Annotated in this window: 9 protein-coding genes; 2 read left to right on the top strand and 7 right to left on the bottom strand. The window is 49.8% G+C overall.

Going from position 1 to position 15,841, the window contains the following annotated elements:
• Positions 1 to 63: 63 nt before the first annotated feature.
• The 3 genes from AC4PHM_RS06995 to AC4PHM_RS07005 form a co-directional block, all read right to left on the bottom strand.
• Entirely contained in the window at positions 64 to 330 is a 267-nt protein-coding gene (locus AC4PHM_RS06995) for a hypothetical protein (RefSeq protein WP_291403149.1), read from the bottom strand.
• Positions 331 to 427: 97 nt separating this feature from the next.
• The gene (locus AC4PHM_RS07000) at positions 428 to 2,269 is read right to left on the bottom strand and encodes an ATP-binding protein (RefSeq protein WP_492020183.1); all 1,842 of its coding nucleotides are present in this window, start codon (positions 2,267 to 2,269) and stop codon (positions 428 to 430) included.
• On the bottom strand, positions 2,266 to 3,693 hold the full coding sequence (locus tag AC4PHM_RS07005) for a metallophosphoesterase family protein (RefSeq protein WP_492020184.1): 1,428 nt from the start codon (positions 3,691 to 3,693) through the stop codon (positions 2,266 to 2,268). Before AC4PHM_RS07005 ends, AC4PHM_RS07000 begins: the two co-directional genes overlap by 4 nt.
• Before the next feature lie 225 nt (positions 3,694 to 3,918).
• On the opposite strand from AC4PHM_RS07005, the gene AC4PHM_RS07010 reads away from it, so the two are divergent.
• Positions 3,919 to 5,760: a hypothetical protein gene (locus AC4PHM_RS07010; protein WP_492020186.1), complete on the top strand. Its 1,842-nt coding sequence runs from the start codon at positions 3,919 to 3,921 to the stop codon at positions 5,758 to 5,760.
• A 344-nt stretch (positions 5,761 to 6,104) separates the two neighbouring features.
• Positions 6,105 to 7,184, top strand: a complete 1,080-nt coding sequence (rsgA, locus tag AC4PHM_RS07015; RefSeq protein ID WP_492020187.1) for a ribosome small subunit-dependent GTPase A — start codon at positions 6,105 to 6,107, stop codon at positions 7,182 to 7,184.
• Positions 7,185 to 7,713: 529 nt separating this feature from the next.
• Here the strand turns inward: rsgA and AC4PHM_RS07020 are convergent.
• The 4 genes from AC4PHM_RS07020 to AC4PHM_RS07035 all read right to left on the bottom strand — a co-directional run bounded on the left by AC4PHM_RS07020 (position 7,714) and on the right by AC4PHM_RS07035 (position 15,696).
• Positions 7,714 to 7,998, bottom strand: coding sequence for a hypothetical protein (locus tag AC4PHM_RS07020; RefSeq protein WP_492020188.1), 285 nt, complete (start codon positions 7,996 to 7,998; stop codon positions 7,714 to 7,716).
• Between the two features lie 494 nt (positions 7,999 to 8,492).
• Entirely contained in the window at positions 8,493 to 9,551 is a 1,059-nt protein-coding gene (locus AC4PHM_RS07025) for a flavodoxin family protein (RefSeq protein WP_492020189.1), read from the bottom strand.
• Complete coding sequence (locus tag AC4PHM_RS07030) at positions 9,518 to 10,816, bottom strand: lactate/malate family dehydrogenase (protein ID WP_492020190.1); 1,299 nt, start codon at positions 10,814 to 10,816, stop codon at positions 9,518 to 9,520. Before AC4PHM_RS07030 ends, AC4PHM_RS07025 begins: the two co-directional genes overlap by 34 nt.
• A complete protein-coding gene (locus tag AC4PHM_RS07035; RefSeq protein WP_492020477.1) occupies positions 10,813 to 15,696 on the bottom strand; it encodes a cytidyltransferase in 4,884 nt (1,627 codons plus the stop codon). The genes AC4PHM_RS07030 and AC4PHM_RS07035 overlap by 4 nt, the downstream gene beginning before the upstream one ends.
• Between the last annotated feature and the right edge of the window lie 145 nt (positions 15,697 to 15,841).

Below are 15,841 nucleotides of genomic sequence, written 5' to 3' on the forward strand. Positions count from 1 at the left end.
CCTATGATGATCCCCCAACCTTCTGCGGAATTCCGAAAAAGACTCCAAACAGCAGCTTTAGGGCTAAATCTTGAACAGCATCCACTTGCAGGCCTCAATGTCATACTTGAGTTCAAAAACGCGCTCGACCCCTTCAATTTCACTCTGACAGCGATACACGAACATAGGGTGTCCCGCCAGTTTCTCGCGCTCCACGCAGAGCACCTGATCCACCTTGACGGTCACGCGCCGTTCATTCTCCTCTTCCATACGGAACCTGACCGGTCGGATGGCCCCGCCATCCTCTTCAAAATAGGCAATCATTTCAACGGGTTTCGCAACGATTTTCACGAGATTCACCTTCTTTCACAGGACCTTTGATGCGTTTAGTATATCGAACATTTGTTCTGTTGTCAAACCCTGTTTTTTCATGATTCGACACCTGTCTTCATCCCATCCGGATCAAATTTGCCTCCAGGCGCGCCGGAAGATCATCCCGGCAGGTAAAGTAAAATACCTGGCGCCGTTTTGAAATGGTTTCCAGCAGCGCGTCTAGTCCGCTGCGGCGGACGCGGTCAAAATTGACTGCCACATCATCCAAAAATACAGGCCAGTTTCCCTCGGGATCGAGGGCATCCACCAACCCCAGCTTAAGCGCCAGATAGACCTGCTCCTGAGTGCCGCGGCTGAGTCGTCCATCCACAGGCTTAAGGCCCTCCGGCCCTTCCACCATAAACCTGCCGGGGGATTCCGCCCGCGCCAGAAGCGCGGTATAGCGTTCATTTGTGAGTTTTTTCAAATACACCGTGGACTCGGCGAGAAAATCATAGCGGCGGCGGGATCTGAAGGCTTGGTCTGCCGACGCCACAATCAGGCTTTCTAAAAGCATGCGGTTCCATTCAGAGACACACTTGGACTGACGGCGTTCGAGGCTGAGAATCTCCCGCTCCACATCCTCAATTTCCGCGGCGATCTCCTGGCGCCTCGACTTCAGTTCGAGGGCCAGACGGCGATTCTCAAGGGCGGCCAACTCAAGCCGTGCCTTCATTGCGAAGCTCTGGGCCTCCTCCAGAGGCTGATTTGGCAGCCATGCGCTAAACCGCGTGTAATCCGAATCCGCGTTCAAGCGGGTCCTCAGAATCGCTTCCTTCTCTCTGAGTTCGAGCAGCGCAAGGCTTTCTTCCACTGCGAGCGAACCCTGAAAAGGCAATTCCTGGATAAAACGCGCTTCTTCCCGCTCCATCTCGCGGCGCTGACGCTCCAGAAGTGACGCTTGCCGGTTGTCCTTCAGCCCTCTCCAGGTCAGGATAATAGCTGCCGCTATTCCCGCAAAAGCGAGGTAAGGGATACGCAGTACAGCACTCAATCCAAGCATGCCGGACAAAAGGATTGCCGCGGCGCCCAAGAAACCCACTGCGGATTTTTTAGTCCTGTTTTCAGGCTCTACTATTGCCTCCATACACTGCCTGTTTTTTTCATAGACCTCAAAGGCCTCACGATCCGGCAAAATCAAGTCATCTTGCGCCTCGAGTTTTTGAGTGTACCACTGGATCTCCCGAACCAGCGCCAATAAGTCCGGACGCTGATGAATCTGATCCGCACGGCTTTGCCACAAGCGCGCTTCCGATTCCGCGGCCTCAAGTCGGAGCGAGGTCTCCGCGATCTGCTGATCCAGTCCCGCTTCCGCATCCATGGCCGTGACCGCGGCCAAACGCTGCTCCCGTTTGGTTCTCAGTGCCGACAAGATCGCTTTCAGTTCAAAGTTGCCCCGGCCGTTTTCGCGATAAATCGCAGACATTTCCCTGGACAGCTGATCCAGCACTTCAGAAGGCAGCGCCATGCCCGTCGATGCCAAATGCCCCACCAATCTGCTTTCGATCGTCTCCCAATCCTGAGTCCTCAGTTCGCTCAGTTCATCCACGCCTATGGAAAACAAGGACGCGAACACCTCAGGTTCCATGCCATCAAAGGCTGCGCCGTTGCCAATGCTTACCGCTTCCGAATCCGCTTCGGAAATGCGCTGGCCATTCATCCGTTTACCATAGGCGCGCAAAATCCGGACATCGCCGCTCTCTGTTGAGAAACGCGCCTCCACCCGGGCCTGCTCAGAATCCATATGCCGATCCTGGGCAGATCTGAATCCCACCAGCGCAATCTCTGCCGCACGCTTCAGGCTGGATTTACCAGCCTCATTCGGTCCAACGAGAAGATTCAGGCCGGGCTTGAATTCGAAGGTCTTTGACTGCTCATAGCCGCCTATGCCTTCCAGTTTCAGTTCTGTCAGATTCATGCCTGATCACCGCCCATTCGTCTCGACGACTGCATCCAGCGGGGCCAGAGGTCATGAAGGGCATCCTCAAGCAGCTGCGCCTCACTGTCCTCAACACTCAAACCCGTCCTGAAGCCATTGTCGTCTTCGACTCCCGGGCGCTCCACCCTCTCAGTCTCAAAAGTCAGGGCACGCTGAGCGTAAGCGGTCCACAAATTCGCCATAAACTCCGGATCCTCCAGACAAGTGATGAGATGCGCCGCAAAGGTATCCCCCGTCCGTTGAAGCTCCAGAACCCGCTCCGGTACCATCTCCGACCCTATTTCGACTTCAGCAGCATTCACCGCATTTCCAATCCGGTCCCGAAGGGTATCCGGATCATGGCGAACAGCCGTCAGTATTGTGTCGTTCACGCCGCTGATCGAAAGTCTCAGCATCAGACGGCTTCTACGATTAGAAATTGACAGTTCATCAGCGCCGCTGCGACTGCGTACGGGACTGCCATTGTCAAACCGCTCCAAATAGGGTGCCAATCCCGGATTCGTGATTTGCGTCTCCGTTTTCGACTGAACCAGATCGACAAACTGCGCCAATGACAACTCTGGTGTCACAGTGATTTGAATGGTTTTCCACTCCAGGGTCGAAAGTTCAAGAAACCGGCTTGTAACCGCACCATGCCCAAGGGTATGGATCCAGGCGCCATGAGACCCCGCCTCTTTATGGCTCAGTCCAGTCAAGCTGCCGGCATAAAATGCCGCAGTGCCTGACATCTCGATTTTATAGGGCACATGAACATGTCCCAGGCAGATCAAGTCATACCCAAGCCGCGCCAGGTCCGCTTTTGTACACGGAAAATAGAGATCCCCCGGTTCGAGCCCGGGCGGCAGTTCAGCAGTCACTCCCTTGTGAGTACCGCCTACGGTTAACGCGGACCCTTGCACAGAGCCATGAAGCAGGCCGATAGTCAGCACGCCATCCGCCTTAACAGGGTAGGTTCTGACACGATTCTCCACCAACCCTCTTTCTTCATGTCCCGACCCAACCACTCTGTAAGGTGTGCCATTTTGGGCCTTAAGCATGACTTCCCGCACTTTGCCGTCAAACAGATGAACGCCATAGGCTTCCAGTAGCTGATCCAGTGACTGGGCCTCCAAATAGGCTTTTGGATCATGATTTCCTGTCATCCAAGCTATTTCCACTTTGGCGCGTTTCAGATCAGAAAGCGCCTGCTCCAGCATACCTCTGGTTTTTAAGCTGATGCGCCGCTCGCCGTCCAGTAAATCCCCCGCCCACACAAAGAGATCCACCTGCCGGTCGACCGCTGTCTCCACTGCCGCTCTGAGTGCCTCTTCCCGGCACTCATCCAGGAGGCGCTTGCGTTCAGGTCTGTTTAAATAATAGGCGTCATCAAAATGACAATCCCCTAAGTGTAATATTTGAACCATTTCTGCTCCTCCGTTTCGTCGACAAAGTAACTGCTTTCTTAACTTTCAGTTTAGCAAAATTTTTCCGTTTTTGCAGCAGCACCCACATCTCAAATTGTGGTTTAATTCATGGTAAATCCATGGGAACCATTGAATTTACAATACAACCTTATCAGCACCGATAATTTGTTATATAATATTCAAAAGGCCTGTCACTGAAAATGGATAGTTGAGGGGTGAAAGTACATGAGCGAAGCGTTCATGGAACTATTTGACATAAAAGAAGTCTTTGAACAAAATTCAAGACAGCGTATTCTGATGGGAACGTCTAAGCTATCTCCTGATGAGATCGTGGTCATCAACCGCTTTTACCGGGATGACACCTTTGATGAGAGCCTTTATTTACTCTTGAAGCGCTCGCTTAAAAATCTGGTACATATTGAAAATACCGTTTCTGAACTGGTCGTGGTAACCGCTTACCCGGAGGGTGCGCCGCTCACTGCATTGATTGAGTCTCCGCGGCTTCTCCCAAGCGACAGGATGAAACTGGCTGAATTCTATCTGGATCAGGCCGCTGCCTATGAGGGGCTGCCGCCAGCAATCCAGTCATTGCTCATAGACCTTAATCAGTTTGTCGTTCAGGATACAGGACTTGAACCTAAAGAATTGATTGTCCTTGACCGTGGTTTCAATCCGGAACTTGAACCATCGGCAGTCACTAAAAAGCTTTCTGGTGTTCTCAACCAGATTTTGAAACCAAAGGTCGCGGCGTACGAGGAGTTTGAATCAGACGGGATCCAAAACCTGATCACCGGACTGGCCGTGGGTGCCATTGCTTCCATTTCAGCCGCAAGAGGCACTTTTGCAGGGCTCATGGCTTCAAGCGAACGCGTTGCCGGGACCATTCACACGACCACTCCAGAGAATGCCGACTCAGACGCCGGAGGATCAATCGCCGGGGCAGGGGTTACCGGAGAAGCGGAGAGCAGTATCAGCTTGCATCCAAAAAATAGCCGTTCAGAGACAGATTACAACGCCACCAGCGGTATTGGCGCGGGCGCGGCAGTTTTAGGCGCTGCAGCTGCCGGCACGGCTGCTTTAGGGGCATCTGCAGGAGGTGTCAGGACCGCACCACTGAGATCATCAGGTCAAGGCCCAGGCAATTCAAGCGAGGATTCTCGTACCGGTGCTATTGGTATAGAACTTGATAATCTCTTTATCTCCGAAGAACCTGCCAGGCGCTCGAGCCCGCCCAAGAAAAAACTAGTCAAGAAAAGGCAGTTCAAATGGATTGCCTGGCTGCTGCTCATTGCAGTCGCCTGTCTGGTCCTCTTTGGAATCTTCAACATCCTGACGGGATTGTTTGTGAGAAAGGCTCCGGTCGCACGTTTTGAGACCCAGATGGATAACGGTACTTATCATTTTATCAATAAAAGCAGCGTTTCAGGCTCTGACAATAAACTGACCCAGATATCATGGCGAATCGAAAAGGATGGCACAGAGCTGCTCTCTTCTGACGAATTTGATTTGACGGTGTCCTTTAAGAACGCAGGCAAGTACAAAGTGACGCTTATGGTTAAAGACCGCTACCGTTGGAGCAACGCCTACAGTCAAGTTATGGAGCACGAACTTTCTGAGGGTGCAGCAATACCATCGGCAGAAGGCGAACAGGTGACGGTCACTGGAGCAGACAACCCTCTGAGCGGCATTCAGACCTCAAATGTCAGCGCTAATGTCAGCTATGACGAAAAAATTTCCAGAACCGGAACCGCCTCACTCAAACTGGATATGACCGACTCGGATCAAGCACAGCTGTCCCTGGATGGGTTGAATGTCAATCGTTCAACAGCGCTTTCCTTCTGGATGAAATCCAGCGAGACAGACCGCGTCGTCCTCACAGTCTTTGGCTATAACGACAACGGGTTAAAATTCACCAAAAAGCTGACTTTAATGCCACAGTCGACTTCAAACTGGGAAATGGTTACAATTCAATCCAACTACGACGGAATCACCGCCATGAAGCTCCAATTCAGCGCGCCGGGAAGCATTATATGGCTGGATAATTTCGAACTCGCAGCATTTAAGTAACTATTATGTTGAACCGGAGCCGCGTCAAGTTATTATGCTTGACACTGCTCCGGTTTTGTTTTATTCTGATATCGAAGCAGTTATTAATTTGCGCCTCCGGGCGAAAGGAGTGTTGTTTTATGACGCAGCGAGTGACTTTTGAGGATATTGCGATCTGACAATAACGCGCAGAGCGGGACAGCTGCTCTGGTCCACCAACCTTTCGTCTAAGTTTTTTTCTAAAGGCAGCACAAAGCATGATGAGGCTACCCTCTTTTTGTCGTGTCTGTCTGAAGAATGACTTATCCTATGCCGAACGGGGTCAGCCCGTTCATTTTTATTTTTTGGATATTGGAGGTTTTATATTGAATCAAACATCAATGACGTTCTTCATGGATGAACGTCTTAAAAGTCAATGGATCCGAACTTACGGAGATACCTTGGAGCCAGCCAGAGTTATCGCATCCTACGGCCATGCCTGGCGTGTTGTCAGCGCCAAAGGAGAACTGCAGGCAGATTTGACCGGGAGATTTCGCCACAACGCGCTTTCCCCTTCTGATTACCCTGTGACCGGGGATTACGTTGGCCTAAAATTTTCTGAAGATCAGACGCTCGCTTTAATTGACGGTTTAATTGAACGCCGCAGCGCTCTGGTGCGAAAAGCTGCTGGTACCGCTTTCGTGGAACAGGTCGTCGCAGCCAATTTTGATTATGTCCTGATCGCCCTGCCCGTAACCCCTGATATGAGGCTTAATACTATTGAAAGGTACTTAAGCGCCGCCTGGGACAGCGGCGGTGTGCCGGTGATTTTGCTGACTAAGCGGGATTTATGTCCGCAGTGGGAAACGGTCGTGAAAGATCTTCAAACCAGACTCCACGGCGTCAGCGTCATAGCCATCAGCGCACTGATGAACGAGGGACTTGAAGGGCTTTCCCCATGGCTCCACCCAGGCGCGACACTTGCGCTTGTAGGGGCATCCGGCGTCGGCAAGTCATCTTTGGTAAATGCATTGACCCACCAAAAAACAATGAAAGTCAAAGAAGTTCGTGATGGCGACGGTAAGGGACGACATACCACAACCCACCGGGAACTCATTCAGCTGCCAGGCGGAGCCTATCTGCTGGATACCCCGGGAATGAGAGAATTTGGACTCTGGCGGACTGACAGTGGCGTCGAGACTACCTTTGAAGAGATTGAGTCACTGGCGGCAAACTGTCGCTTCAAGGACTGTCGTCATATCGATGAGCCAGGGTGCGCCGTTCTCGAAGCGATTGAACTTCAAGTGCTGGAGCAAAGAGAACTGGACCACTACCAGAAGCTTCAGCGCGAAGCTAAATATATCGAAAGCAAAACGAATCCTGAGCTTAGAAATGAAATGCGAAACAAGTGGAAGATCATCCACAAACAGCTGCGCCAGGATCCTTACCTGAGACGCAAGAAATAAGCTGACAAACTCACAAAAAAAGCTAAAGGCACGTTCCCAGTTACTAACGGAGCGTGCCTTTAACTGTACATTTCAATTTCCAAAACACGATGTTCCTTTACAATTAAATTTTTCCACTCGAGTGTTGATACTTATGCTCACCGACTTACCTAGAGGGTTGATGTAGCGCCAACCACTGCAAACTGCATTAACTTCGCTTAATCTTACTTTAATTCTTAAAACGCATTGCTGTCAACATCATGGTCATTCAAAAACCTTTGTTGCTTTATTGCTATTCAATTGTTAACTGCTTTATTGCTTTTGAAACAAACTTTCATATTCCGGTATTGCCAATACAAAATCAACTTAATGGTACTGGTAGTGCCGGTATTGATGTGTTGATTATTGATGTGTTGCGGGTCATTCTTTTGCTGTACAGCGGTATTACGTGCTAAAAAAGTTAATTCAGGTACCTTTATTGATTATAAATGGTGTTGATTTTAAAACTTTGATTCATAATGATGTTGACGGTGTTGAGGTATTACAGATCTTAAAGTGTTGCTGATGGTGATTGTATTACAGGTGTTGCTTGTATTGCAGGCATTGCTTGTATTGCAGGCATTGCTTGTATTGCAGGCATTGCTTGTATTGCAGGTGTTGCTTGTAATACAGGTGTTGCTTGTAATACAGGTGTTGCTTGTAATACAGGTGTTGCTTGTAATACAGGTGTTGCTTGTAATACAGGTGTTGCTTGTAATACAGGTGTTGCTTGTAATGCAGGTGTTGCTTGTAATACAGGTGCTTGCTTGTGTTGATGTGCGTTTCGCAGAGTCACTCGTCACATCAACATGCCGTTTAGGCTGCCGAATCGCCAACCAAACTTAATGGTTAGAGCGTCGGGACGGAAAAGACGAATGGCCACTCGAAATCAAACTCAATACTTCTGCATTTGTATTTGGTGGAACCACCCCTTTCCTTACTCGGTGAGCTTCAAAAATACGAAAAAATTAAGATGATTCAATTGACCTATTGGTGAACTTAACGCCTTTACGGGATTAAAGTACACTAGCAAGTAACTGATCTCTTAACTTTTTGTATGGTCTCATTATATCACAATATTCTGAAAATTCAAGACCAGAAACTGGCAACCGCGATATTATGTTGCCCTAACAGGTTGGTCAAGCCCTCTCAGACCCTCAAAACGGCGAACTTCAAACAACAAATATTTTTTGAGTCAGAGAAAAAGCAGTGCAAATTTAGGGTAACTTGGACCTTGATCACCAACCTAAGTGGTCCCACAATCCAAGCTACCGCACTTCCCCTGCTTCTCTAAAGCCCAATCCGCGACGCAAAAGCGTCGATTCTGGTGTCGATCCCTTTATTTCTCAGTACGCTCAGTGGCTCATTGGCAATTTCAATCAATGCGAAATACGGCGGCAGCATAAATCCTTTGTTCAGACAAAGGCCGTCAATCAGCTGCATGGCGACGCTGTCACCACCGGAGTTCGCCGAGACCACAATCCCGTAAATCCGCTTGTGATCCAAACGTACGGTTCTGTAGATCCCGGACATCCGGTTGATCGTCGCCATCAGCGTCGCACTGATCGTGTCATTATAATTGGGACATACCCAGACAATGGCGTCGGTATCCTCAATAGAAGCAAATATTTTATCGAAGTTATCCCCGGTATAAAAACAAGCCTTTTGCTCCGCAAAGGTCATGCAGGTATGGAAGGTACACCCCCGGCAATCCCGAATCGTCCCCTCCTCCATACGAATTTCCTCAACCTGAAGCCGCTCGCCCAGTCGCTGCGCCAGCCTCTGAATCACCATATGCGTCAGCATCAGGGTATTGGAAGTTCGTATGTCGCTGTTGTGAATGACCATAAGGCGCAGTCTCTCAAGTCTGACTGTCTTGGACTGACTCAACCTGAGTCCCAGATCACTGCACAATTTTTTCAGAATTTCCGGGCGCGTCCCCGGAAGATGTCTCTGCCAGGTCTTTAAGTTGATATCATCCGGAAGCGCTTCAACCAGCGGCTTTCCAATAAATCCAAGCCCCATGCTGTTAAGATTGAAAATCGCAAGTTTTGCGAATGTCTTGCTGAATAGCTCTGACGAGGCGTTCAGGAGCAGCGCCGCATGAGCGCCTTCAAAGTCTGGCGAAGACGCCGCAAGCACCTTAAGATAAGACATAAATTCAAAATCACTGCCTACCTCATCCAGTTCCACAGCGAACAGCAGCTTTTTTCCTCTGTAATCCACAGGCCAGTTTTCTCTGCGAGTCACGAGCTCCATGCTGCAGCCCGCACCAGCTGCCACATCCAAAATCATCTTTTTTAACTTTTCGGTTTTTAGACCAGGGCTGATGACTGTAAGAATCTCCATTGATTTTCCAGCTCCTCAAAAGCGTCCATTATACGCCGTACTAACCTGGGATCCAGCATTTTACGCTCAACTTCGAGCCCGTAAGGGGTCAGCCTGTTGCGACAGCCAAAATATACGCCTCCAACGCTGACGCAGCTATAGTGCCAATGGCCTTCCAGGGCATCCAGAATTGACAAAGCACCAGATGCCAGCGCAGGTGCGATATAGGGTTTATACCCCAGTTCACGGATCCTCAGATTTGCTTCAACCGTCATTTTCGTCAGCTTTTCAGAGACCATTGGATCATATTGTCCTCTCAAAGCATCGTTGGCAATCACCAGTCCTTTTCCATGAGGACCATAGGCTCTGCCATGCTCAAAATTGAAATCCAGCTCTCTGGCGAAGTACCGGGCACGCCCGTACATGACGCCAAGGCCAAAGCCCATAACCTGTTCCGGCAGCAGGCCCTTATTGTCAAAAGTGCCGTGCTCATTGCGGTTGGAGGTGTCATAGGCGCGACGGGAAAGGAGGTCCACAGGATCAGACACCACGGCGAACAAGCCTTTGAAGCCTTTTCGTCGAGCCAGGCGTGCATACTCGTCCACTATTTTAGAGTTTCCTTCGTATTGGATAATTCTTACATCTCCAGTGGTGACACTGAGAGGCGGAATGCCTGCCGTGGCCGTAAAGGCAAAGACATCGCAGTCCATAAGCTCATCATGCTTCAGTCCGCGAACTTTTGGAAAATTGTCGCCAGAGCCTCGAGCGATCTGACCCAGCTCAATGACCCAGCGCTCGATGCGTTTTTCGTCAAGGTCATAGAGCCCGATTTCAGCAACACTCTTCTCCCCTTGCAGCAAGAGTCCTATAGCAAGGGTACTGCCCACATCACCAAGGCCCATGATATTGATCTTAGCCGGTCTTGAGAGGGGCGCACTGCCGAGCGCCTCCATCCAACGAGGTGAGTCTATGTTGATGAAAAAAGCCTTTAAAGATCTTAAAGCTTGAATGAGATGAACAGGCAGATATGGCTCAAGCTCTGAAACAATGCTCCTGCCACGTTTATGATCCACCAGATAGCTTAGGGTTTCCTTGTCCTCCATGGCGTCACTGTCATCCACGAAACGCGTCAGCACTTTGGAATGGGTGCCTGTCCGGATCGCATAGTACAGGGCATGAATATCTCCAAAATCATCATCCGGTTCGGGGAAAATTCTGTTCTTTTCCAGAGATTTGATGCTCTGCTCACTTAAAATCAAACAGTCTTCATAACGATATAGTCTCAAGTTTTATCCACCACCAGCATTTTTTTAAGTTTTCTCAGATTCTCGAGGTCGAGCTCCAAGTATTCACTGACTTTCCGGTTCACATCATAACGGATGTCCTCGCCTTTGTCAGGGAATCTCGGATAGACAAAGACTTCACCCAGCCTGGAGAACGTCAGCAGTCGGTCGTTCTCCCTTTGGTATTCTTCCTCAATGGCCATCAATATTTCCCTGCTGTTTTCAATGGAGGTCTCCGACAGCTGATAGATACTGGTGACACTCGCCCCTTTGATAAAACTTGGCGATGCGTAAGGCAGGATCAGGTTGACGGACGGGATCATGTTTCGTTCCGGTGCGTCAGATTTCCAGACTGCGTCGCCGCCTATGAAAGGATACATTTTGCCTTCATTGAACCAGACCCGGATTCTCGGTATAAAGTAAGCGGTCTCAATGTCAATGTTTTTGGATTCCATCAAGGCCTTGCCTCTGCCTGACAGCACACCAACAAATATCTTCTGAATTTTGACGTCATGGCGTCTCATGACCGGTTCAATTTCCTTGATGCGGTACCCTTTGTCCAGGATGTCGTCCACCATCATAACAGGTCGATTGAAGGACTTCAGCATGTTTGTCTGGTTGTCCAAATCCAGGTAATAAGGGTAGGCTTCGATTTTGTAGTTTTCCAAAGAATAATTGAAGTATTTTTCCACGTGTATGGCCTTGGTGACTGTATTCGGCATGATCCAGCGCTTTAAAATATCGCCGAATGGGACGCACATGTACTCACCCAGCTGTCTTGGAACCATCGGCGTTGTAGGCACTTGGTTCTCATCACAAATCTTCTTGATCAGACTTTCATAGATCATTGACCGGTCGAAGCTGAGGACGAGATGTCCCGGATAAAGCCTGGTCATGGCGCGCTGAAGGCGCTTTCTGGCTCTCAGGATGGCAGCTGTGACGCGTTCGGAATTTTTGTAAGGGTCCTTAATCAAGGATTTGATGTCCAGATTTAACGTGCATGGAGACGACATGTTGACAGTATAAACGATCTCGCCTGGATTGTCGCTCTCCAAAGGCAAAAAGCCCTGGAGTTCGAGAATCTCAACCATATCCTGATCAATCCGGCCGGTGACGACATCTCTGAAAAGCGCATTCGTATAGTCCTTGGCAAGGCAAAAGGCCAGTGTCTCTGTCAGGAGCATCTGTTTGGGATTGCGGTGCATCCGATTCTCCGTGGCATAGATGCCATCAATGACAATAATCCGTCCCATGCACTCATCCCGAATGGTATTCATAAGCATTTCACTGCTGAATTCCTTGTAAATGTTCGCAGATCTCAGCCAGTGGAAGCATGAGAAGCCCACCAGCGGCACGTCGCTCTCCATGCCGCGGACAATCAGCATTCTGAAATCCGTCAGCTTCGACGCTTCTCTGATTTTTTCCACAAACTGCTCCGGCTCCTGACCAACGTAGTCTGCCAAACAGCGCAGCAGCGTCTCGTCCGGCTCTGTCACAATTTCGACGTTGAGCGATTTGGTGGTCATGGTTTCCTTAAACTGCGGCTCCCGCTGATAGAGGCCCTTTTCGTAAATATATCGGTGAGCGAGGGGATCCACAAGCTCGGAGATGTCCCTGTTATCATCAATATAATTCCGGATCTGTGTTGAACTGATCAGTTCGTACTGAGGCGGCAGGGACAGGACGATGCTGTTCTCCGGAAGCGCCGCCATCTTGTCTTTTAAGACCTCGTCTTCGAGTTCTCCGCCATCTATCCGGCGGTCGAACACTATGTGCGGAAAAGAAGTGATGGCCGCTTTTGCCTGCCCGATTCGATATGCCGAGGCGTTGTGAATGACGTCGCTGCCCACGACAATATAGACCTCCGACGGGGCGAACACCTTTCGAATAAAGTCCAGGTCTGGCGGGTAGGCAATATTGATGGCATGGTCTCGTGGGAAAGTATAGATTTCCAGTTCATCCGCCACGGACATCTTGATGATTTCGCGGCGGATCAGATTTGGCTGAGTCCGCTTTGACCAGGAAAATTCGTCGACGGCCAGATAAACCTCAAAGCCCAAATTCCTGATGTCCCGGGCAATCTGCTTGTGACTCAGCGAAAACGGATCGAAGGAACCCGGGAAAAACGCCACGCGATCCTTGACCGGAATCTCAATTTTCCCCTGGTTGTGCTGGTAATCCGAAATAAAGTGGTAGATGTGCTTGAGCCCCGAAGAATTGTTGAGGAAAATCAATTCTTTGGTTTCGTCCGTATTGTGATGGAGCGTCAGAATTTTCTTGATGGCCATCTTGAAAAGCAGCAGCTTGTCCTCAGTCGGCATAGCACGATCGCCGAAGATATCCTTGCCTATAACGCCCATTGCGGCTTCTGTGACACTTGGAATATAGCTGACCAGTCCATTCAGCAAGATGCCCAGCATAGTATAGAGCCGTTCCCTGTAAACCTTGTCCTCTTCACCGTTGACTACCTTGTACAACCCGTAATTGCGGATCATGACGCCGACCGTCTTGGCGATCAGCATGCCTATTTGCGCATTGGACCGCTTCATTTTATCCTTGAAATCGTCCAGGATTTCATCCAGTTCCTTTGGTTTGACACTGAGAATGATCTTGCCCAAGTATTCCGGGATGTACCTGGTAAACTGGTAGCTCTCCATTTCAAGAGCCCTGAGCAGCTCGATGACAATATCATTGCGCTGTTCAAAGGTCAATTCGTCGATCAGGCGGATCAACCCGGCGCCGGCCGTATTTCGCACGGACTCAAAAGCACTGACCTTCAGTAGGTTGCTGAAGTGCATGGCCGTGTAAAACGCTTCCGAATGCTTGATCTGAGTGGCATAATCCAGGAGCATGTGAATCTGGTACTTCTTGATGATATCATGGGTCGCCGTTTTCAGGTTGCTGAGGAAGACATCCGAAATCTCACCGCCGCCTTCCCGGAAAATGCGGTGTATAAATTCAAGTCGGTTTCCTTGGCCGATGGTTTCAAGAATCCTCACCCTCGCATAGCGTTCAGCGATATGCATATCGTCTTCTTCCATGGCGTTCAGGCTGTCTATCAAGAATGCCCTGTCCGGCACCAGCTCAGGATTTTGGAACAGATCCGACAATACGTTCATGGCGTTGATCCTCAAAATCAAATTGTCCGATCTCAAGGCACCCGCAATAACGTCCCGCATCAGGTGGGTACTCGTGTCTTCCATGCTTTCAACAGGCAGCGCCCGGAAAGAATTCAGCATATACTGCCGTTTGTCCGCATCCCCCGCGAAGTGCTCGTAGACCTCAAACAGAATCCGGATGCTGGCACGGCGCTTCTCGAGATCCGTTTGAGCTGTGAAATAACTGCGCAGCATGTTTTGAATACTGTAGGCGATCCAGCCTCTATGCTTACCGATGATTTTTTGCTCCGGATCCAGCATCCTGTTCAAATAACGCCTGAACATGTCCACGCTTTCTTCTTCGTGGCTCTCCACGACCGCGCTCGGCGGCAGCTCTTTGCGGATCGCTTCGTCCAGGTTGGCGATCAGAACGCCCATCAGGAACGCGCATTGCTTGCGCACATCCTCTTCGGAAGAAATGAGCTTGCTGTAGAGGAAGTTGATGACGATCTGCTTTTGCTTTATGGTCAGATAGGTATTGTAATCCTCCAGGATGTCTATGTATCCTCTCAGATCGTTGGCGTTTTCAAGTCCCCGGGCACTTTCCAGCATGCGGTTCAAGGTCGTTTCATCCCTGAGACTGTGCATCAGGAGAATATTGTGTTCAATGGAAGTGAATTTCGCATGGGTCACCAGCGCATCCCCGTGAATCAACGAATAGTGGACACGTTTTCGCTTATAAGGCGCGCTGAAATCGTCCGCCACATCTGGATCGGTGCAGACCCCAAGATGATGCATATAGTCCTCAAAATCGAGCAGCTTGCTGTACACTCTTTTGTAGCGGTTTTCTTTGGCTTCGTCTACGTTGTCCAGTTTGTCCAGGATAACCCTGAAGGAGTCCTGGAGGGTATAGAAACGCATGTTGTTGTCGTCATCCGACTTGACTCTGAAATCGCAATAAATCAGGACCAGGGATTCCAGCGAAAGATTTTCAACCTCCAGATCCCAGGTGGAGTGGTTGATGGCGACGTTTCGGATATAAGTAATGCCCCTCTCCTCAAACCACTTGCCGGTGTAATAATAGTGATAATAGGCGACACGCTTTATTTCGTCACCGCGGCATCCATATTTGCCAACATCATGGCCGGCGGCCGCACCCGACACCCTGCCCAAATCGATGGGCACCTGGGCATACTTGAGCTGGCGCGCAATTTTCACTGCCAGATGATGCACGCCACAGACATGATCCAGCGTTGTATACCCCGTGAGTGCCTGGTTCAGCTTCATCATTTCATAGACGAAGTCGTCTTCATAATACTTTTTGAACCGAAGGTACTCGGAGGGATCCTCAAGCCCCGAAATCTCTTTTTCTGTCAGAAATCGAATGGCATATCGGGATTCCCATGTACCGTCCCTGGAGTCTTTCTGCTCTTCGGACAAAATCATCAGTGCCATCAGATAAATCCTGGCTATGGCATTGAGTTTTGGGGTCTCATTGCGTTCAACAGTCCCTGGAAAGGACAAGTTGATGCTGAAATCATGGCAGTAGGCGAGCATATCCTCGACCCACTCGTCACCCGCCAAGCGTTCGAGCAGTGGCTTCATCAGATTGTACACAGCCAGGGCGCCGTAGGATTTCTGGCGGACCAAGTGGCTCATGCGCGCCTCAAACACAGGCGCGTTCAACGCTTTCTCCAAATACACCATGTCGAGGACCGACAGGGCTTTGTCATATTTTGGATTCATCATCATCCGCATACGTTCAAGCAATGCCTTTACAATCATTTCAACCACGGGCGACCACCCTTTCAAAAAGAGAGTTGATTGCACCCAGTAACGGGTACCAAGATTATCTTACCACAAAGAGGACCAAAAAACGCACTCCTTAAAGGTTGTCCCTTCAGAAGTACGTTTTTATAGTTGTGCCTCT

Source organism: Acidaminobacter sp. QWL-03 (assembly GCF_058683855.1).